Below are 17,774 nucleotides of genomic sequence, written 5' to 3' on the forward strand. Positions count from 1 at the left end.
CTCGCGGACCGGAGTGGGATCTCGCGGGAGGAGGACGGCGCATCGAGCGAAACGGCGCCCGGAGGAGGACGGCGAGGGATCGGGGGTCAGCGCGCGATGTCGGCGAGGAGGGCGGCCGTCGCGGCGACGAGGTCGGCGGGGGTGAGCTCGATGTCGAAGCCCCGGCGCCCGCCCGACACGAGCACCGTGTCGTGGAGCTCGACGGTCTCGTCGATCACGGTGCGATGCCGCGTCCTCTGCCCGAGCGGCGAGATGCCGCCGAGCACGTAGCCGGTCCGGCGCTGGGCCAGCACGGGGTCGGCCATCGCCGCCCGCCTGCCTCCGACCGCGGCCGCGAGCTCCTTCAGCCCGAGGGAGCCGGTGACGGGCACGACGCCCACCACGAGCTCGCCGTCCACATCGACCATCAGGGTCTTGAACACGCGCTCCGGCTCGACGCCGAGCGCCTCGGCCGCCTCGAGCCCGTAGCGCGTCGTGGCCGGGTCGTGCCGGTACTGGCGGGGAGTGAAGGGGACGCCCGCCGCCGTCAGCGCGACGGTCGCCGGGGTCCCCGGCCCGCTCCGCGCCATCAGGCGTCCTGCTCGGCCGCCGGCCCGTGCGCGGCGAAGAGCTGCATCGAGGTGCCGGCCACGCGGATGACCTGCCCCGGCTCGAACGACTCGCCGTGCTCCAGCGGCTCCGGCTCCTCGCTGTTCCACAGGCGCGTGTAGCCGGTGACCCCCTCGCCGTCGGCGAGCACGACCGTGGTGTCCTGCTCGACGCCGTGCACCACCAGCAGGACGCGGTCCGGCTCGCCCTCGACCGGCGTCGAGGCGGCGAGGTACTGCAGCGTCCGGTTGGCGGCGGAGGTCCAGTCGTGCTCGCTCATCCCGCGCCCGTGGGCGTCGAACCACGTCATGGTCGTGGCGCCCGGCTCGCTCGCGTCGCCGCTGCCGTAGCGGGAGGGACGCAGCGCCGGGTGCTCACGCCGCAGGCGCAGCAGGGTGCGCGTGTGCGCGCGGAGCGCGAGCTGCCAGTCGGCCAGGCCCTCCCAGCGCACCCAGGTCAGGTCCGAGTCCTGGCAGTAGGCGTTGTTGTTGCCGCGCTGGCTGCGCCCGGTCTCGTCGCCCGCCGTGATCATCGGCACGCCGGCCGACAGCAGCAGGGTGCCGAGAAGGTTCCGCATCGCCTTGCGCCGCGCCAGCGTGATCCGCTCGTCGGTGGTGGGGCCCTCGAAGCCGTGGTTGAAGGAGCGGTTGGTGTCGGCTCCGTCGCGGTTCGACTCGCCGTTGCCGATGTTGTGCTTGACGTTGTACGAGACCAGGTCCGCCAGCGTGAAGCCGTCGTGCGCGGTGACGAAGTTGACCGACGCGAGGGGGCCCCGCTCCGCCGAGAACGTGTTGGACGAGCCCGAGAGCCGGGTCGCGAAGCCGCCGATGCCGACGGGGGCCGTGCCGGCGCGGCGGGCGTAGTCGATGTCCGAGAGCCAGAAGTTGCGGGCGCGGTCGCGGTAGCGGTCGTTCCACTCCGACCACCCGGCCGGGAAGTTCCCGGTCTGCCAGCCGCCCATCCCCACGTCCCAGGGCTCGGCGATCATCTTCACGCCGGCCAGCGCCGGATCCTCGACCGCGGCCCGCAGCAGCGGGTGGTCGCTCCGGAAGTGCGCGATCTCGTCCCGGCCGAGGGTCGCGGCCAGGTCGAGCCGGAAGCCGTCGATCCCGACCTCGCCCGACCAGTAGCGCATCGAGTCCAACGCGAGGCGCTGCGCCGCGGGCCGGCCGAAGTCGATCGTGTTCCCGCAGCCGGTGACGTCCACGTAGTGGCCCTCGGGCGTCTGGCGGTACCAGCCGGCGTCGTCGATCCCGCGCAGGCTCGACATCGGCCCGCCCGGCCCCTCCTCGGCGGTGTGGTTGTAGACCACGTCCAGGATCACCTCGAGGCCGGCCTCGTGCAGGAGCTTCACCATCCCCTTGAACTCGCGGAGCACCGCGGTCGGTCCGCCGCGCTGCGCGGTGGAGGAGGCGTACGCGGCGTGCGGGGCGAAGAAGTTCAGCGTGTTGTAGCCCCAGTAGTTGGTCAGCCCCTGCCGCAGCAGGCGCTGCTCCGACACGAACGCGTGCACGGGCAGCAGCTCGACCGCCGTCACGCCCAGATCGAGCAGCGCCGAGACCGTCGACTCGTGCGCCAGGCCGGCGTAGGTGCCGCGCAGCTCCACGGGCAGCGCCGGGTTCAGCCGGGTCAGCCCCTTCACATGCGCCTCGTAGATCACGGTGCGGTCCATCGGGGTGCCGGGCCGGGAGGAGGAGCCCCAGTCGAACGCGTCGTCCACGACGACCGAGCGCCACTCGTTCTCCGCCACCCGGTGCAGGCCGCGGGAGTACGGCTCCAGCAGGGCCCGGCGGGGGTCGAAGCGGTGCCGGGGGCCCGTGGGTCCGTCGACGCGCAGGGCGTAGCGGCGGCCGGGGGCCAGCAGATCGGAGCGCGCGGACCAGACCGCGGCGTCGTCGCGCGCCAGCGGGACCGTGCGGGTCACCCAGGTCGGATCCTTCTCGTCGTACAGCAGCAGATCGACGGCGCTCGCGCTCTCGGACCAGACCCGCAGCTCACCGCCCTGATCGTCCACGGTCACGCCGAGCCGGGCCAGGGGATCGTGAGAGGTCATGCGACTTACAGTAGTGACGGGCACCGGCTCCCTCCGTGCCCCCGACGCGGGACGAAGGGCTGCTGTGATCTACCTCGACCACGCCGCGACCACCCCGCTGCGCGCCTCGGCGCTCGCCGCGTTCGCGGAGGCGTCCGCCCACGGCGGCAATCCCTCCTCCGTCCACGGCTCCGGCCAGGAGGCGCGCCGCCGGCTGGAGGACGCCCGGTCGGCGCTCGCCGGGGTGCTCGGCTGCGAGCCGATCGAGGTGATCCTCACCGCCGGCGGCACCGAGGCGGTCAACCTCGGGATCAAGGGCCTCTACTGGCAGCGCCGGAGCGAGGACCCGGCTCGCGTCCGGGTCCTGGTCGCCGAGGGGGAGCACCACGCGACGCTCGACTCGGCCGCCTGGCTCGCCGAGCACGAGGGCGCCGTCCTCGAGTGGCTGCCTCTCGACGACGAGGGCACCCTGCGGCCGGAGGCGCTCGCCGCGGCGCTGGAGGAGGACCCCGGCTCGGTCGCCCTGGTCACGGTGCTCTGGGTCAACAACGAGATCGGGACGATCAATCCGATCGCCGAGCTGGCGGCGGCGTGCGCCCGCGCCGGCGTCCCCCTCCACGTCGACGCGGTCGCCGCCCTCGGGCACGTGCCGCTGCGGATCGCCGAGATCCGCCGCGCCTCCGGCTCCGGGCGCGGCGCGGGACTGGCCGCCGTCAGCGTCTCGGGTCACAAGGTCGGCGGCCCGATCGCGACCGGTGCGCTCGTGCTCGCCCGCGACGCCCGCGTGATCCCGGTGCTGCACGGAGGCGGACAGCAGCGGGGCGTCCGCTCCGGCACCCAGGACGTGCCCGGCGCCGCGGCCTTCGCCGCCGCCGCGGTCGAGGCGGACGCCGAGCTGTCGGCGGAGGCGCAGCGCCTTGCCGCCCTGCGCGACCGGCTCGTCGCGGGCGTCCTCGCCGCCGTGCCGGGGGCGACCCTGACCGGGCCCGCCCTCGACTCCGGACGCCGGGTCGCCAACAACGCGCACCTCGCCTTCCCCGGTGCGCAGGGCGACTCCCTCCTCTTCCTCCTCGACACCGCGGGCGTCTCCGTCTCGACCGGGTCCGCCTGCACGGCGGGGATCCCGGAGCCCTCGCACGTGGTCCTCGCGCTCGGCCGGAGCGAGGAGGAGGCCCGCGGGGTGCTCCGGATGACGCTCGGCCACACCTCGACCGACGCGGACGTCGACGCCCTCCTGGCCGCGCTGCCCGCCGCCTACGCCCGCGCCGCCCGAGCCGGACTCTCGAGCCGCGCGGTGCTGCCCGCCTGAACCCCTGCCGGCCGCGCCCGCGGGAAACGTAGACTCGCACGGTGAAGGTTCTGGCGGCGATGAGCGGTGGAGTGGACTCGGCGGTGGCCGCGGCCCGCGCGGTGGAGGCGGGGCACGATGTGGTGGGCGTGCACCTCGCCCTGAGCAGGATGCCCGGCACGCTGCGCACCGGCAGCCGGGGGTGCTGCACGATCGAGGACTCGATGGACGCGCAGCGCGCCGCGAACGTCCTCGGCATCCCGTACTACGTGTGGGACTTCTCCGAACGGTTCAAGCTGGACGTCGTCGACGACTTCGTCGCCGAGTACTCGGTGGGCCGCACCCCGAACCCCTGCATGCGCTGCAACGAGCGGATCAAGTTCGCCGCCCTGCTCGAGAAGGCTCTCGACCTCGGCTTCGACGCGGTCTGCACCGGCCACTACGCCTCCCTCCGCACCGCCGCCGACGGCTCCCCGGAGCTCCACCGCGCGAGCGACGAGGCGAAGGACCAGTCCTACGTCCTCGGCGTGCTGACGGAGCAGCAGCTGCGGCACTCGATGTTCCCGCTCGGCTCCACGCCGTCCAAGGCGATCGTGCGCGCGGAGGCGGCGGAGCGGGGCCTCAGCGTCGCGAGCAAGCCCGACAGCTACGACATCTGCTTCATCCCCGACGGCGACACCCGCGGCTGGCTCGCCGAGCGCGTCGCCCCCGAGACCGGAGCGGTCGTCGATCGGGACGGCGCGGTGGTCGGCTCCCACGAGGGCGCTCACGGGTACACGGTGGGCCAGCGCCGGGGCCTGCACCTCGGCGTCCCCGCGCCCGACGGCCGGCCGCGCTTCGTCCTGGAGGTGCGGCCGGTGAGCAACGAGGTCGTCGTCGGTCCGCGCGAGGCGCTGCGCATCGGCGAGATCGCCGGCGAGCGGTTCACCTGGGCGGGCGCCGCTCCCGAGGACGTGGACGCGCCCTTCCGCTGCGACGTCCAGATCCGCGCGCACGCCGACCCGGTCCCCGCCTCCGCGGTGGTGTCGCACGTCGATGGCAGGGTGGAGCTCGTGATCACTCCGGACTCGCCGCTCGACGGCGTCGCCCCCGGCCAGACGGCCGTCGTCTACCTCGGCACCCGCGTGCTGGGCCAGTGCACGATCGACCGCACGGTCGCGGCCGACGCCGCGGTGCTCCGGTGAGCGCCGTCGAGCCCGCCGCCCGCGTCGAGGAGCTGCGGGCGCGGATCCGGTCGGCGAGCGACGACTACTACGCGGCCGACTCCTCGCCGCTGTCCGACGCCGAGTACGACGCCCTGGTGCGCGAGCTCGCCGCGCTCGAGGCCGAGCACCCCGAGCTCGCCGCCGAGGACTCGCCGACGCGGACCGTCGGCGGGATCGTCGGAGCGGGCCTCGCCCCGATCGACCACGCCGAGCGGATGCTCTCCCTCGACAACGTGTTCTCGGCCGAGGAGCTGCGCGAGTGGTGCGAGAAGACGGTGGCCTCGGCCGACCGCCCCGTCGCCTGGCTCACGGAGCTCAAGATCGACGGGCTCGCGATCTCCCTCCACTACGAGGACGGCCGCCTCGTCACGGCGGCGACCCGCGGTGACGGCCGCACCGGCGAGGACGTCACCGTCAACGCCCTCCGCGTCGCGGGCATCCCCGAGCGCCTCTCCGGCGAGGGCCACCCGGCACTCGTCGAGGTCCGCGGCGAGGTCTTCATCCCCGTGGCCGCCTTCGCCGAGCTGAACGCCCTCCAGGAGACGCTTCGCGACGAGGCGGTCGAGGAGGCGCGGACCCGCTGGTCGTCCCGCCCGCCCGCCACCCGAGGCGTCTTCGAGGAGGAGAAGGCGCGCACGAGCGCACTGCGGCGCTTCCCGACCTTCGCCAACCCGCGGAACGCGGCGAGCGGCGGCCTCCGCCAGCAGCTCGACAAGAAGTCGGGTCTCGACCTGCGCGCCGGCGAGGCGCGCGTCGGCTCCCTCGCGCTCTACGTGCACGGCATCGGCGCCTGGCCGGACCCGCCTGTCGCGTCCCAGTCCGAGGTCTACGGGCTCCTCTCCTCCTGGGGACTGCCGGTCAGCGGCCACAACCGCGTCTCGGCCTTGGTGGAGGAGGTGCTCGCCTTCGTCGACCGCTACGGCCGCGAGCGGCACTCGGTCGAGCACGAGATCGACGGCGTGGTCGTGAAGGTGGACGAGCTCGAGCTGCACGACGAGCTCGGCGCCACCAGCCGGGCGCCGCGCTGGGCGATCGCCTACAAGTACCCGCCCGAGGAGGTCCACACGAAGCTCCTCGACATCGTCGTGAGCGTCGGGCGCACCGGCCGCGCGACGCCGTTCGCCCAGATGACCAAGGTGAAGGTCGCGGGGTCCGAGGTGCGCCAGGCCACGCTGCACAACGCCGACGTGGTCAAGGCCAAGGGCGTGCTCATCGGCGACACGGTCGTGCTGCGGAAGGCCGGGGACGTCATCCCCGAGGTGCTCGGCCCGGTGGTGGAGCTCCGCGACGGCTCCGAGCGCGAGTTCGTGATGCCGACGCAGTGCCCCGAGTGCGGCACCACGCTCGCTCCGGCCAAGGAGGGCGACGTCGACCTGCGCTGCCCCAACGCGGAGTCCTGCCCCGCGCAGGTCCGCGGGCGCGTCGAGCACATGGGCAGCCGCGGCGCGCTCGACATCGAGGCGCTCGGCGAGGTCAGCGCCGCCGCCCTGACCCAGCCCCTGGTGCCCGCCGAGCCGCCGCTGCGGACCGAGGCCGGCCTGTTCGAGCTCACGGTGGCCGATCTCTTCCCGATCGAGGTCGTCGTCCGCGACTCCGAGACGGGTCTGCAGAAGCTCGACGCGAAGGGCGATCCGAAGGTCGTCACGCCCTTCAAGCGCAAGCGGCAGCTCGCCAAGGACGGCGCCTTCGACCCGGAGGCGGGAGCCTTCGCGGGGGACGCGGCCTCCGTGCCCTCCACCAACGCCCTCCGGCTGATCGAGAACATCGAGCGGGCGAAGACCAAGGAGCTGTGGCGTCTGCTGGTCTCGCTCAGCATCCGGCACGTCGGCCCGGTCGCCGCGCGCGCGCTGGCGGGCTACTTCGGCTCGCTCGACGCGATCCGCGGGGCGAGCCGCGACGAGCTCGCCGCGGTCGACGGGGTGGGCGGGATCATCGCCGACGCCCTGATCGCCTGGTTCGAGGTCGACTGGCACGTCGAGATCGTCGACCGCTGGGCCGCGGCCGGAGTGCGCTTCGCCACGCCCGGCCACCCCGGTCCCGGTGCCGCGGACGCCGCCGGCGGGGTGCTCGCGGGTCTCACGGTCGTGGCAACCGGCAGCCTGGAGGGGTACTCCCGCGAGGGGGCGCAGGAGGCCATCCTCGCGGCCGGCGGCAAGGCCGGCTCGAGCGTCTCCAAGAAGACCGACTACGTCGCCGCCGGTCCCGGCGCCGGCAGCAAGCTCGGCAAGGCCGAGGCCCTGGGGCTCCGGATCATCACCGCGGCCGAGTTCCACCTCCTGGTGACGGAGGGACCGGACGCGATCGCACTGCCGGAGGAGGCGTCCGCCGACGCTCCGGAGGAGGCCGCCGCCGGCCCGGACGGGGACGTCGCCGGCGCATCGCGCTCCGACGCCTCGCCGGAGGACGACGCCGTGCCGGACACCGACGCCGTCCCGGACGCGGCCGCCCCGAGCACGGAGGAGCCGACCGGGCCCGATGCCTGACGCGGGCGGCGGGGAGCGGCGTGCGTTCCTGCGCCGCTCCCTCGCCGACGCAGCGTCGCTCGCGCTCGACGCCGCGGTTAGGCCCACCCCCGCCGAGCGCCGGACCGCCGAGGTGCTGGGCCGGATCGACCACCTGGTCGTGCTCTCCTTCGCCGGCCGCAGCCGCGACCAGGTCCTCGGCGCGCTCGACGATCCGGACGGTCCGGTGTTCACCGGTGATACGGACGCCGTGATGACCGCGCCCGGCCCGGACGATCCTCCGGGCGCGCGCTTCGCCCCCGAGATGCTGCCGGTGCACGCGCTCCTCGCCACGGCCTTCGCCCGGGCCGACCACTGGCGCGCCGACGGCCGCGATCCGCTGCCGGCGGCCCTGCGCGCGGCCCGGGAGACCGGCACCGGCTGGGCTCTCGCGGTCGACGAGCGGCAGGGCGTCTCGATCACGCTCCTCGCCGATCCGGAGTGGCCCCACCGCGATCCGGGCGCCGCCGGCTCCCGCGGCGGGCGCCTCCTTCCCATCGACGCGCTGGCCGCCGAGGCCGCAGCCGGCACCCTGCCTCCGCTCGTCCTGGTCGAGCCGCGGTCCCTCGTCGATCCGGCCGACTTCGCCGACGCCGCAGCCGCCGGCACCGATCGATCCGCCGATGCGCGCCTCGCGGAGCAGCTGCTGCACGTCGTGTTCGACGCCGTCCGCGACGCGGAGCGGGCAGGGCGGCGGATGCTGCTCCTCGTCACCGCGCGGGGGAGCGCGGAGCGGCCCGGCACGGTGCCGGCGCTCGTGATCGCCTCGGCCGTCCCCTCGGGTGCACGGATCGGCGTGCCGCTCGGTCCGGAGACTCCCGCGCAGCTCGTCCGCGCCCGGGCGGGCGTGCGCCGGGCCCTCGTCGATCCGCAGGTCCGTGAGCTGGCCGCACTCCTCAGCGGTCCCGACCGGTCCCTCGCGCGCTGGCCCCGCACGGCGCCCGCGTTCGCGCCGCCCGCGCCGGTCGGGCGCCGCCTCCGCGACGCGGCCCGCCGCGCGCACGTCGACCCCGAGCCGGAGTCGGGACTGCTCGCCCGCGTTCGAGCCGCCGTCCCGGGCGCGTCGCTACACTCCGAGCAGGCGCAGGCGGCGCAGGAGAGGCGGCGGAGATGACCAGCGAGCGGACTCCCTCGGAGCACGACGACGGAGCTCCCCGCTCCCGCTCGCGCCGCCGCTTCCTGGCCGGCACCGCCGCCGCCGGAGTCGGAGCCGGAGCCCTCGCCGGTGGCGCGATCGGCGCGGCCGTCGCCTCCGGCCCCCGCCGCGAGGAGGAGCCGCGACTGCCCGCCCGCACGGAGCCGGGATTCGACCACGTCGTCGTGATCATGTTCGAGAACCGCTCCTTCGACAACGTCCTCGGCCGCCTCTACGGACCGGACGACCTGCCCGCGGGCGAGAGCTTCGAGGGCCTCCTCCCCGACGAGCGGACGAACACCAGCGCCGGGGGACTGACCGTCGGCACGCACGTCTACGAGGGCGCCACCGACTCCGTGATGCGCCAGCCCGACCCGGACCCGGGCGAGGAGTACCCGCACGTCAACACTCAGCTCTTCGGCACGGTGGATCCGCCCGAGAACGCCGGCCGCACCGTCGGCGCCATGACCGCGCCATTCAACGCGCCCGCCGACGCCTCCGCCCCGACGATGAGCGGCTTCCTCGAGGACTACGTCCAGCACCTGAGGGTGATGAAGAAGGGGCAGGAGCCCACGGCGGAGGAGGCGCGGACGATCATGGGCGGCTTCTCGCCGGAGATGCTGCCCGTCTTCTCCACCCTCGCCCGCGAGTTCGCCGTCTTCGACCAGTGGTTCTGCGCCGTCCCCTCCCAGACCTTCTGCAACCGGTCCTTCCTGCACGCGTCGACCTCGCACGGCTTCGTCACCAACAAGCAGGGCGGCGGCTACGAGAAGTGGCTCGCGGACGACCTGGCCGACGCGCCGACGGTGTTCAACCGCCTCGAGGAGGCGGGGAGGACCTGGCGCGTCTACTTCGACGCGCTGCAGGTGGTCTCGTACACCGGGTTCCTGCACGCGCCGGTGCTCGAGAAGTACTGGAAGACCCACTTCTCGACGATGGACCGGTTCTACGCCGACGTGGAGAACGGCGAGCTGCCCGACTACGCCTTCCTCGAGCCGCGGCTCGTCTTCGACCACAACGACATGCACCCGCCGACCGGGGTCCTGCACGAGGACGAGGTCGACGGCACGCCCGTCTACGACAGCGCGCTGTCCGACGTCCGCGCCGGCGAGCTGCTGCTGCACCAGGTGTACTCGGCGATCCGGGAGAGCGCGAGCACGACCGGCTCGAACGCGGTGAACACGCTGCTGCTGGCGACCTTCGACGAGCACGGCGGCCTCTACGACCACGTCCCCCCGCCGTCGGCGACTCCGCCGGGCGACGGCCGCGAGGGCGAGATGGGCTTCGCCTTCGACCGGCTCGGCTGCCGCGTGCCGGCGATCGCCGTCTCGGCGTACACGAGGGCCGGCACGATCGTGCACGACGAGCTGCACCACGGCGCGGTGATCCGGACCCTCAGCGCCCTGCACGGCCTCGAGCCGCTGACCGCTCGCGACGCCTCCGCCCCCGACCTCTTCGGGGTGCTGACCCTCGACGAGCCGCGGCAGATCGGCGACTGGCCGACCACGGTGCCGCAGTACCTGCCCCCGAACCCCGAGGCGGCGCCCGCGCATCCGGCGCACGTGAACCGCGACAAGCCGCTGAGCCCGCCCGCCGTCGGCCTGATGGGCCTGCTGCTGGCCCGGTACGGCGAGCCCGGCGAGGACCTGCCGACCACCTACGAGGGGGCGTACAACGCACTCCTGAAGCACGGCTCCAGCCTCTTCGGCGGCTCCTGACGGTCGGGCGGCGCGGGCGGAGGCGGTGCGGGCGCGCCGAGTAGACTGGCGGCCGGAAAACCCCCCCGAACCACCAGACGGAGACGCATGTCCGAGATCACGGCCGACACGGTCGCCCATCTGGCCCAGCTGGCCAGGATCGACCTCACTTCCGACGAGATCGGGAGCCTCACCAGGGAGCTCGGCCAGATCGTCGACTCCGTGCGCGCGGTCCAGGCCGTCGCCACGCCCGAGGTGCCGGCGACCAGCCACCCGATCCCGCTCGAGAACGTCTTCCGGCCCGACGTGGTCGGCGAGACCCTCACGCTCGAGCAGGCGCTCTCCGGCGCGCCCGAGCACGACGGCAGCCGCTTCCAGGTCTCCGCGATCCTGGGGGAGGAGCAGTGAGCGCGCACGGCGACGAGCTCGTCCGCCTCAGCGCGTCCGCCCTCTCCGAGAAGCTGGCCGACGGCTCGGTCTCCTCGGTCGAGGCCACCCGCGCCCACCTCGAGCGCATCGACGCGGTCGACGGAGCGGTCCACGCCTTCCTCCACGTCGCGCGCGAGGGCGCGGTCGCGTCCGCCGAGGCGATCGACCGCCGGCGCGCCGACGGCGAGTCGCTGCACCCCCTCGCCGGAGTGCCTCTCGCGGTCAAGGACGTCATCGTCACGAACGACATGCCGACCACGAGCGGCTCCCGCATCCTCGAGGGCTGGCGCCCGCCCTACGACGCGACCGTCATGCGCAAGGTCCGCGAGGCCGGGCTGGTCCCGATCGGCAAGACCAACATGGACGAGTTCGCGATGGGCTCGACCACCGAGCGCAGCGCCTACGGCCCCACCCACAACCCGTGGGACCTCGACCGCATCCCCGGCGGCTCCGGCGGCGGGTCCGCCGCGGCCGTCGCGAGCTACGAGGCGCCCCTGGCCCTCGGCTCCGACACCGGGGGATCGATCCGCCAGCCCGCGCACGTGACCGGCACCGTCGGCGTGAAGCCGACCTACGGCGGCGTGTCCCGCTACGGAGCGATCGCGCTCGCCTCGAGCCTCGACCAGATCGGCCCCGTCTCCCGGACGGTCCTCGACTCCGCGCTGCTGCACGACGTCATCGCGGGCCACGACCCGCGCGACTCGACGTCGCTGCGCGACTCCTGGCCCTCCTTCGCCGACGCGGTGCGCCGCGCCGACGTGACGGGCCTCCGGATCGGCGTGGTCAAGGAGCTCGACGGCGGCGAGGGCTTCCAGCCCGGCGTGCTGGCGCGCTTCCACGAGGCGCTCGAGATCCTTCAGGGCGCCGGAGCCGAGGTCGTCGAGGTGAGCCTCCCGAGCGTCGAGCACGCGGTCGCCGCCTACTACCTGATCCTCCCCGCGGAGGCCTCCAGCAACCTCGCCAAGTTCGACTCGGTCCGGTTCGGCCTCCGGGTCACGCCGGAGGGCGGCGGCACGGTCGAGCAGGTCATGTCCGCGACCCGCGAGCAGGGCTTCGGCCCCGAGGTCAAGCGCCGGATCATCCTCGGCACCTACGCCCTCTCGGCCGGCTACTACGACGCCTACTACGGCAGCGCGCAGAAGGTCCGGACCCTGGTGCAGCGGGACTTCGACGCGGCCTTCGCGGACGTCGACGTGATCGCCTCGCCGACGGCACCGACGACCGCCTACCGCCTCGGCGAGAAGCTCGACGACCCGCTGGCGATGTACCGCGGCGACGTCGCGACCATCCCGGCGAACCTGGCCGGCATCCCCGGCATCTCCGTCCCCGCCGGCCTCGCCGACGAGGACGGGCTGCCCGTCGGCATCCAGTTCCTCGCTCCCGCCCGGGAGGACGTGCGCCTCTACACCGTGGGCGCCGCGCTCGAGGCGCTGCTCGAGGAGAAGTGGGGCCGCCCGCTCCTCGCGCAGGCCCCCGACCTGACCCACTCCGTGCTCTCCGCGACCGAGGAAGGTGCCGTCTGATGGCCTCCGCGCACACGTCCGCTCCCGAGCTGATGGACTACGACGAGGTCTTCGAGACCTTCGAGCCGGTGCTCGGCTTCGAGGTGCACGTCGAGCTCAACACGAAGACCAAGATGTTCTCGGACGCGCCGAACGAGTTCGGGTCCGAGCCCAACACGAACGTGACCCCGGTCGACCTCGGCCTCCCGGGCTCGCTGCCGGTCGTGAACGAGCAAGCCGTCCGCTACTCGATCAGCCTCGGCCTCGCCCTGGGCTGCTCGATCGCCCCGTCCAGCCGCTTCGCGCGCAAGAACTACTTCTATCCGGACCTGGCGAAGAACTACCAGATCTCGCAGTTCGACGAGCCGATCGCCTTCGAGGGCTCGGTCGAGATCGAGCTGGCCGACGGCTCGCTCGTGCAGATCCCGATCGAGCGCGCGCACATGGAGGAGGACGCCGGCAAGCTCACGCACGTCGGCGGCGCCACCGGCCGCATCCAGGGCGCCGAGTACTCGCTCGTGGACTACAACCGCGCGGGGGTCCCGCTCGTGGAGATCGTCACGAAGCCCATCTACGGCGCGGGGAAGAGCGCGCCCGAGTACGCGAAGGCCTACGTCGCGATGATCCGCGACATCGTGCTGGCGCTCGGCATCTCGGACGCCAAGATGGAGCGCGGCAACCTGCGCTGCGACGCGAACGTCTCGCTCCGCCCGATCGGCCAGGAGAAGCTCGGAACCCGCACCGAGACCAAGAACGTCAACTCGCTCCGCTCGGTCGAGCGCGCCGTCCGCTACGAGATCCAGCGCCAGGCGGCGATCCTCGCCGCGGGCGGCACGATCACGCAGGAGACGCGCCACTGGCACGAGGACACCGGCCGCACCTCCGCGGGCCGGCCCAAGAGCGACGCCGACGACTACCGCTACTTCCCGGAGCCCGACCTGCTCCCGGTCGTGCCGAGCCCCGAGCTGATCGAGGAGCTGCGCGCCGCGCTCCCCGAGAAGCCCGCCGACCGCCGTCGCCGCCTCAAGCAGGAGTGGGGCTTCACCGACCTCGAGTTCCAGGACGTCGCCAACAGCGGCCTGCTGGTCGAGATCACCGAGACCGTCTCCGCGGGAGCCGCTCCGCAGGCGGCCCGCAAGTGGTGGACCGGGGAGATCGCGCGCCTCGCGAACGCGGCGGGCGAGGACCCGGCCTCCCTGGTCACCCCGGCCCAGGTCGCCGAGCTCGCCGGTCTGATCGAGAGCGGCACGCTGACCGACCGCCTCGCCCGCGAGGTCCTCCAGGGCGTCATCGCCGGGGAGGGCACCCCGCAGGAGGTCGTCGACGCCCGTGGACTCGCGGTCGTCTCGGACGACGGAGCGCTCATCGAGGCGATCGACGCGGCACTGGCCTCGCAGCCCGACGTGCTCGCGAAGATCCGCGACGGCAAGGTGCAGGCCGCCGGTGCCGTGATCGGTGCCGTGATGAAGGCCATGAAGGGGCAGGCCGACGCCGCCCGCGTCCGCGAGCTCGTCCTGGAGCGCGCGGCCGGCTGAGCCGGTGCGCGGGGAGGTGCGGTCATGAGCGGTGGAACCGGCGACGCGCCCCTTCCCGCGCGGCTCGAGCTGCCGGCAGGCGCCCTCCTGCGTCCTCTCGTCTCCAGCGACGCGGACCTCCTGCACGCGGTGATCGGCGAGCAGCGACCGTGGCTCGCGGCTCTCCTCCGCGGGGACGATCCGGCCGCCCTGCCGTCGGCGTCCCTCGGCGACGACGTGCGCGGTCTCCTGCGCCTCGAGGAGGAGTCGCGTGCGGGCAGAGCGCACGCGTTCCTGCTCGTCGGCCCGGACCGCACCGAGGCGCTGGGCGCTCTGAGCGTCCGGCCCGGCGGCGGCGACTCCGCCGAGGCCTCCTGGTGGGTCGTCCCCGCCGTCCGGGGCTCGCGGCTCGAGGAGGAGCTCGACGCCTACGCGCGCCGCTGGCTCCAGCAGCACTGGCCTTTCGACACGGTCACCACGCCCGACAACCACCCCGACGATCCCGCCTCCCTGGCCGGGGCGAACATCGTGGCGCTCGTGCCCGCCGCGCCGGAGCGCACCGCCCTCCCCGACACCGACGCCGCCTCGGCGGCGCTCCTCTGGGCGGAGTACCGCTCCGCGCATCCGGGAGTCGACGAGGCGCTCCCGCCGGTCGAGGCGTTCGGCGACAGCACGGCGATGGCGGACGAGCTGCTGGGCCTCGTGCGGCGCGGAGTGAAGACGGCCACGGCGTCCCTCGCCGAGGAGGGGGCGCCCGTCGCGGGTGACCACTGGATCGTCTGCGACGGCGCGGGAGCGGCGCGTGTCGTCCTCGTGACGGACGAGGTGCGGACCGGTCCGCTCGACTCCGTCGACGACGCGTTCGCCTGGGCCGAGGGCGAGGGGGACCGCACGCGCGCCTCCTGGCTCGACGGCCACCGCCGCTACTTCGCCCGCGTCTCACCGGGCGGCATCGGCGACGTGGTCTTCGAGCGCTTCCACGTGGTCTGGCCGGAGGCCGACGCCGAGCGCGCCGCCGCCTTCGCCCGCTCGGTCGGAGCGTTCCGGCCCGAGGAGCTCGACGGGACTCCCTCGCAGACCTAGGGGGTTTCCCGGATGCCCCGCTCAGGCGCCCTGCGCCAGAGTGGAGTCATGGCTACTCTCGTGCGCCCCCGTCGGGGCAGGATCATCGCCGGCGTCTGTGCCGGTCTCGCCCGCCGATTCGGCTGGAGCCCCTTCGTGGTGCGTCTCCTGTTCGTGCTCTCGTGCCTCCTCCCGGGGCCGCAGATCATCGCCTACCTCGTGATGTGGGTGGTCATCCCGAAGCAGAAGTGACCGAGGCCCCCGCTCCGAGCAGCCTCTGAGAGAACGCTCAGCACCCGGAGCGACGAGGGGCCTACGGTGGCGGTGTGCGTCCGTCGGGCGCCGAGGAGGAGATCATGGGATTCCTGGACCGACTGCTGGGCCGCGACGAGCAGCCCGAGAGCGCACGCCGCTCGACGTACGCGCCGCCGCAGGCCGCGGACCGCAGGCCCGAGTACGGCTCCCCTCCGGCGACGTCTCCGCGCACCGACGATGAGCGTGCCATCGAGCGCTACCGCTATCTCCTCCGCACCGCGCCGCCCGAGGCGATCGAGCAGGTGCACCGCGAGGCCTTCGAGCAGCTGACCCCGGAGCAGCGCCAGCAGGTCTTCCGAGAGCTCAGCGAGGGGGCCCCTGTCGGCGACGCGCCGAAGGACGACGATCCCCGCACGCTCGCCCAGTCCGCCACGAGGAGCGAGCTGCGCCAGCCCGGATTCATGGAGCGGCGCTTCTCCGGCGGCGGAGGCATGGGCTTCGGCGGCGTCCTCGCCTCCTCGATGCTCGGCACGATCGCCGGGTTCGCGATCGGCTCGGCCATCGCGGGCGCGTTCCTCCCCGACGCGGGAGGCGACTACGCCGGCGGTGACGGCGGGGGAGACGCCTCGGCCGACGGCGGAGCGGTTTCGGGAGGTGCGGACGCCTCCGGTGCGGACGCCGGAGACGGCGGCGGCTGGGGCGACTCCGGCAGCGGCGACTTCGGTGGCGGAGGCGACTTCGGCGGGGGCGGCGACTTCGGAGGCGGCGACTTCGGCTTCTAGCCTCGTTGCAGAGGGCCCCCGATCACGGACAGTGGTCGTGGGCCCTCGCTCGTTCCGGGCTAGTCCTCGTCGGTCAGCATCGCCTTCACCTGGCGGCGGAGGACCTTGCCGATCATGCTCCGCGGCAGCTCGTCGACGACGGTGATCCGCTTGGGCACCTTGTAGGGCGTCAGCGCCTCCCGGACGGCCTTGCGGGCGGCTGCGACGTCGAGCTGCGCGCCCGGCTCCAGGACGACCGCCGCCGCCACGGACTCGCCGCTGCGCGGATCGGGCAGGCCGACCACCGCCACCTCCTTGATCTCGGGCAGGCGGAGCAGCACCTCCTCCACCTCGGACGGCGAGACGTTGAAGCCGCCCGTGATCACGAGCTCCTTGATCCGGTCGACGATGCGCACGAAGCCGTCCTCGTCGATCGTCGCGATGTCGCCGGTGCGGAACCAGCCGTCGCCGGTGAAGGTCGCCGCCGTCTCGTCGGGCTTGCGGTGGTAGCCCCGGAACACCTGCGGACCGCGCACGACCAGCTCGCCCTGCTCGCCGGTCGCCACCTCCGTGTCGGGATCCTCGGGGTCGACGATCCGCACGTCGGTGCCGGGCAGCGGAAGCCCGACCGTCCCGGCGCGTCGCGTCGGACCGACCGGGTTGGCCATCAGGACCGGAGAGGTCTCCGAGAGGCCGTAGCCCTCGACGAGCGTGCCTCCGGTCAGCGCCTCGAACGACTCGACCAGCGCCGGGTCGAGCGGCATCGCGCCGGAGATGGCGATCTCGATGCCGCGGAGGGAGACGCCCCGCTGCTGCGCGCTGCGCGCCAGGCGCTCCGCGATCGGCGGAACGGCCGGGAGGAAGGTGGCGGGGTGCTTCTTGACGACCTTCAGCACCAGCTCCGGGTCGAACTTCGGGAACAGCACCAGGCGCGCGCCCATGCTCATCGCGAAGGTGAGGCAGAGCGTCAGCCCGTAGGCGTGGAACATGGGGAGCACCGCGTAGACCACGCAGTCGCCGCGGCGGACCGTCGGCACCCAGGCGCGCGACTGGGCGGCGTTCGCCGTCAGGTTCGCGTGGGTCAGCTCGGCGCCCTTGGGCGTGCCGGTCGTGCCGCTCGTGTACTGGATGACCGCGAGGTCCTCCGCGACCGGGCGCGGGTGCGCCGGGTCGATCCGCCGGCGCAGCAGCGTCTCCCAGTCGATCGCGCCGCGGACCGGCCCGGTCAGCGCGGCGCGCGACTCCCGAGCCTTCTTCAGCGGCAGGCGGAGGGCTGCGCGCATCGAGGCGGGCATCGCGCGGGTGAGGTCGACGGCGACGACGGTCTCGACGCCGAGATCGGCCGGGAGGTCCTGCACCGTCGGCACGACGCGGTTCCAGGCGATCGCGACACGAGCGCCGTGGTCCTCGAACTGGTGGCGCAGCTCGCGCGGGGTGTAGAGCGGGTTGTGCTCGACCACCACGGCGCCGAGCCGGAGGACGGCGTAGAAGGCGACGACGTGCTGCGGGCAGTTCGGGAGGACGAGGGCGACAGGATCGCCCGCGCGGACGCCCAGGCGGCGGAGGCCCTCTGCGGCCCGCTCCACCTCGTCGGCGAGCTGGGAGTAGCTGGTCGAACGGCCGAAGAACTCGAGCGCGACCTGGTGGGGATACCGCTCGGCCGACTCGGTGACGATGTCGACGAGCGAGCCGGTCGGGAGCTCGAGCTCCGTCGGCACGCCGGGCGCGTAGCTGCGGATCCAGGGGCGGGGCGTCTCCCTCCGCGGCATCGAGATCGCCATCTCCGGCGCGATGCCGCTCGACCC

At 73.9% G+C, this 17,774-nt stretch carries 14 protein-coding genes; 11 read left to right on the forward strand and 3 right to left on the reverse strand.

The features are described 5' to 3' along the window. Positions 1 to 86 precede the first annotated feature (86 nt). Complete coding sequence (gene ybaK / locus C5C54_RS10910; protein ID WP_104247616.1) at positions 87 to 569, reverse strand: Cys-tRNA(Pro) deacylase; 483 nt, start codon at positions 567 to 569, stop codon at positions 87 to 89. After that, positions 569 to 2,641 carry a glycogen debranching protein GlgX gene (gene glgX, locus C5C54_RS10915; RefSeq protein ID WP_104288331.1) on the reverse strand — a complete coding sequence of 691 codons (2,073 nt, stop codon included), beginning with the start codon at positions 2,639 to 2,641 and terminating at the stop codon, positions 569 to 571. The genes ybaK and glgX overlap by 1 nt, the downstream gene beginning before the upstream one ends. Between glgX and C5C54_RS10920 the strand changes: the two genes are divergently transcribed. The 11 genes from C5C54_RS10920 (at position 2,640) to C5C54_RS10970 (ending at position 15,990) form a co-directional block, all read left to right on the forward strand. Continuing rightward, a complete protein-coding gene (locus tag C5C54_RS10920; RefSeq protein WP_104288332.1) occupies positions 2,640 to 3,929 on the forward strand; it encodes a cysteine desulfurase family protein in 1,290 nt (429 codons plus the stop codon). The genes glgX and C5C54_RS10920 overlap by 2 nt on opposite strands. Positions 3,930 to 3,970: 41 nt before the next feature. Further along, positions 3,971 to 5,092 carry a tRNA 2-thiouridine(34) synthase MnmA gene (gene mnmA / locus C5C54_RS10925; protein WP_181127875.1) on the forward strand — a complete coding sequence of 374 codons (1,122 nt, stop codon included), beginning with the start codon at positions 3,971 to 3,973 and terminating at the stop codon, positions 5,090 to 5,092. Beyond that, entirely contained in the window at positions 5,089 to 7,596 is a 2,508-nt protein-coding gene (ligA, locus tag C5C54_RS10930; RefSeq protein ID WP_104288334.1) for an NAD-dependent DNA ligase LigA, read from the forward strand. The genes mnmA and ligA overlap by 4 nt, the downstream gene beginning before the upstream one ends. Next, positions 7,589 to 8,728 carry a hypothetical protein gene (locus C5C54_RS10935; protein ID WP_104288335.1) on the forward strand — a complete coding sequence of 380 codons (1,140 nt, stop codon included), beginning with the start codon at positions 7,589 to 7,591 and terminating at the stop codon, positions 8,726 to 8,728. The genes ligA and C5C54_RS10935 overlap by 8 nt, the downstream gene beginning before the upstream one ends. Then, entirely contained in the window at positions 8,725 to 10,467 is a 1,743-nt protein-coding gene (locus C5C54_RS10940) for an alkaline phosphatase family protein (RefSeq protein ID WP_104288336.1), read from the forward strand. Before C5C54_RS10935 ends, C5C54_RS10940 begins: the two co-directional genes overlap by 4 nt. Positions 10,468 to 10,554: 87 nt before the next feature. Next, positions 10,555 to 10,854, forward strand: coding sequence for an Asp-tRNA(Asn)/Glu-tRNA(Gln) amidotransferase subunit GatC (gene gatC, locus C5C54_RS10945; protein ID WP_104226848.1), 300 nt, complete (start codon positions 10,555 to 10,557; stop codon positions 10,852 to 10,854). Continuing rightward, the gene (gene gatA, locus C5C54_RS10950; protein ID WP_104247609.1) at positions 10,851 to 12,398 is read left to right on the forward strand and encodes an Asp-tRNA(Asn)/Glu-tRNA(Gln) amidotransferase subunit GatA; all 1,548 of its coding nucleotides are present in this window, start codon (positions 10,851 to 10,853) and stop codon (positions 12,396 to 12,398) included. The genes gatC and gatA overlap by 4 nt, the downstream gene beginning before the upstream one ends. Further along, the gene (gene gatB / locus C5C54_RS10955; RefSeq protein WP_104288337.1) at positions 12,398 to 13,912 is read left to right on the forward strand and encodes an Asp-tRNA(Asn)/Glu-tRNA(Gln) amidotransferase subunit GatB; all 1,515 of its coding nucleotides are present in this window, start codon (positions 12,398 to 12,400) and stop codon (positions 13,910 to 13,912) included. The genes gatA and gatB overlap by 1 nt, the downstream gene beginning before the upstream one ends. Before the next feature lie 24 nt (positions 13,913 to 13,936). Next, a complete protein-coding gene (locus C5C54_RS10960) occupies positions 13,937 to 14,974 on the forward strand; it encodes an ASCH domain-containing protein (RefSeq protein ID WP_104288338.1) in 1,038 nt (345 codons plus the stop codon). 48 nt (positions 14,975 to 15,022) lie between these two features. After that, positions 15,023 to 15,205, forward strand: a complete 183-nt coding sequence (locus C5C54_RS10965; protein WP_104223873.1) for a PspC domain-containing protein — start codon at positions 15,023 to 15,025, stop codon at positions 15,203 to 15,205. Between the two features lie 104 nt (positions 15,206 to 15,309). Beyond that, a complete protein-coding gene (locus C5C54_RS10970) occupies positions 15,310 to 15,990 on the forward strand; it encodes a hypothetical protein (protein ID WP_104288343.1) in 681 nt (226 codons plus the stop codon). Between the two features lie 59 nt (positions 15,991 to 16,049). Here C5C54_RS10970 and C5C54_RS10975 read toward each other — a convergent pair whose 3' ends face one another. Further along, positions 16,050 to 17,738: a long-chain-fatty-acid--CoA ligase gene (locus C5C54_RS10975; RefSeq protein ID WP_104288344.1), complete on the reverse strand. Its 1,689-nt coding sequence runs from the start codon at positions 17,736 to 17,738 to the stop codon at positions 16,050 to 16,052. Between the last annotated feature and the right edge of the window lie 36 nt (positions 17,739 to 17,774).

The organism is Rathayibacter sp. AY1F2 (assembly GCF_002930885.1).
In the GTDB taxonomy this organism is placed as follows: domain Bacteria; phylum Actinomycetota; class Actinomycetes; order Actinomycetales; family Microbacteriaceae; genus Rathayibacter.

Bases quoted from the DNA above. Each gene is read 5' to 3' on its own strand.
- ybaK (WP_104247616.1), bottom strand. From the start codon at position 569: ATGGCGCGGAGCGGGCCGGGGACCCCGGCGACCGTCGCGCTGACGGCG.
- C5C54_RS10920 (WP_104288332.1), top strand. From the start codon at position 2,640: ATGCGACTTACAGTAGTGACGGGCACCGGCTCCCTCCGTGCCCCCGAC.
- glgX (WP_104288331.1), bottom strand. From the start codon at position 2,641: ATGACCTCTCACGATCCCCTGGCCCGGCTCGGCGTGACCGTGGACGAT.
- C5C54_RS10935 (WP_104288335.1), top strand. From the start codon at position 7,589: ATGCCTGACGCGGGCGGCGGGGAGCGGCGTGCGTTCCTGCGCCGCTCC.
- C5C54_RS10940 (WP_104288336.1), top strand. From the start codon at position 8,725: ATGACCAGCGAGCGGACTCCCTCGGAGCACGACGACGGAGCTCCCCGC.
- gatC (WP_104226848.1), top strand. From the start codon at position 10,555: ATGTCCGAGATCACGGCCGACACGGTCGCCCATCTGGCCCAGCTGGCC.
- gatB (WP_104288337.1), top strand. From the start codon at position 12,398: ATGGCCTCCGCGCACACGTCCGCTCCCGAGCTGATGGACTACGACGAG.
- C5C54_RS10960 (WP_104288338.1), top strand. From the start codon at position 13,937: ATGAGCGGTGGAACCGGCGACGCGCCCCTTCCCGCGCGGCTCGAGCTG.
- C5C54_RS10965 (WP_104223873.1), top strand. From the start codon at position 15,023: ATGGCTACTCTCGTGCGCCCCCGTCGGGGCAGGATCATCGCCGGCGTC.
- C5C54_RS10970 (WP_104288343.1), top strand. From the start codon at position 15,310: ATGGGATTCCTGGACCGACTGCTGGGCCGCGACGAGCAGCCCGAGAGC.
- C5C54_RS10975 (WP_104288344.1), bottom strand. From the start codon at position 17,738: ATGCCGCGGAGGGAGACGCCCCGCCCCTGGATCCGCAGCTACGCGCCC.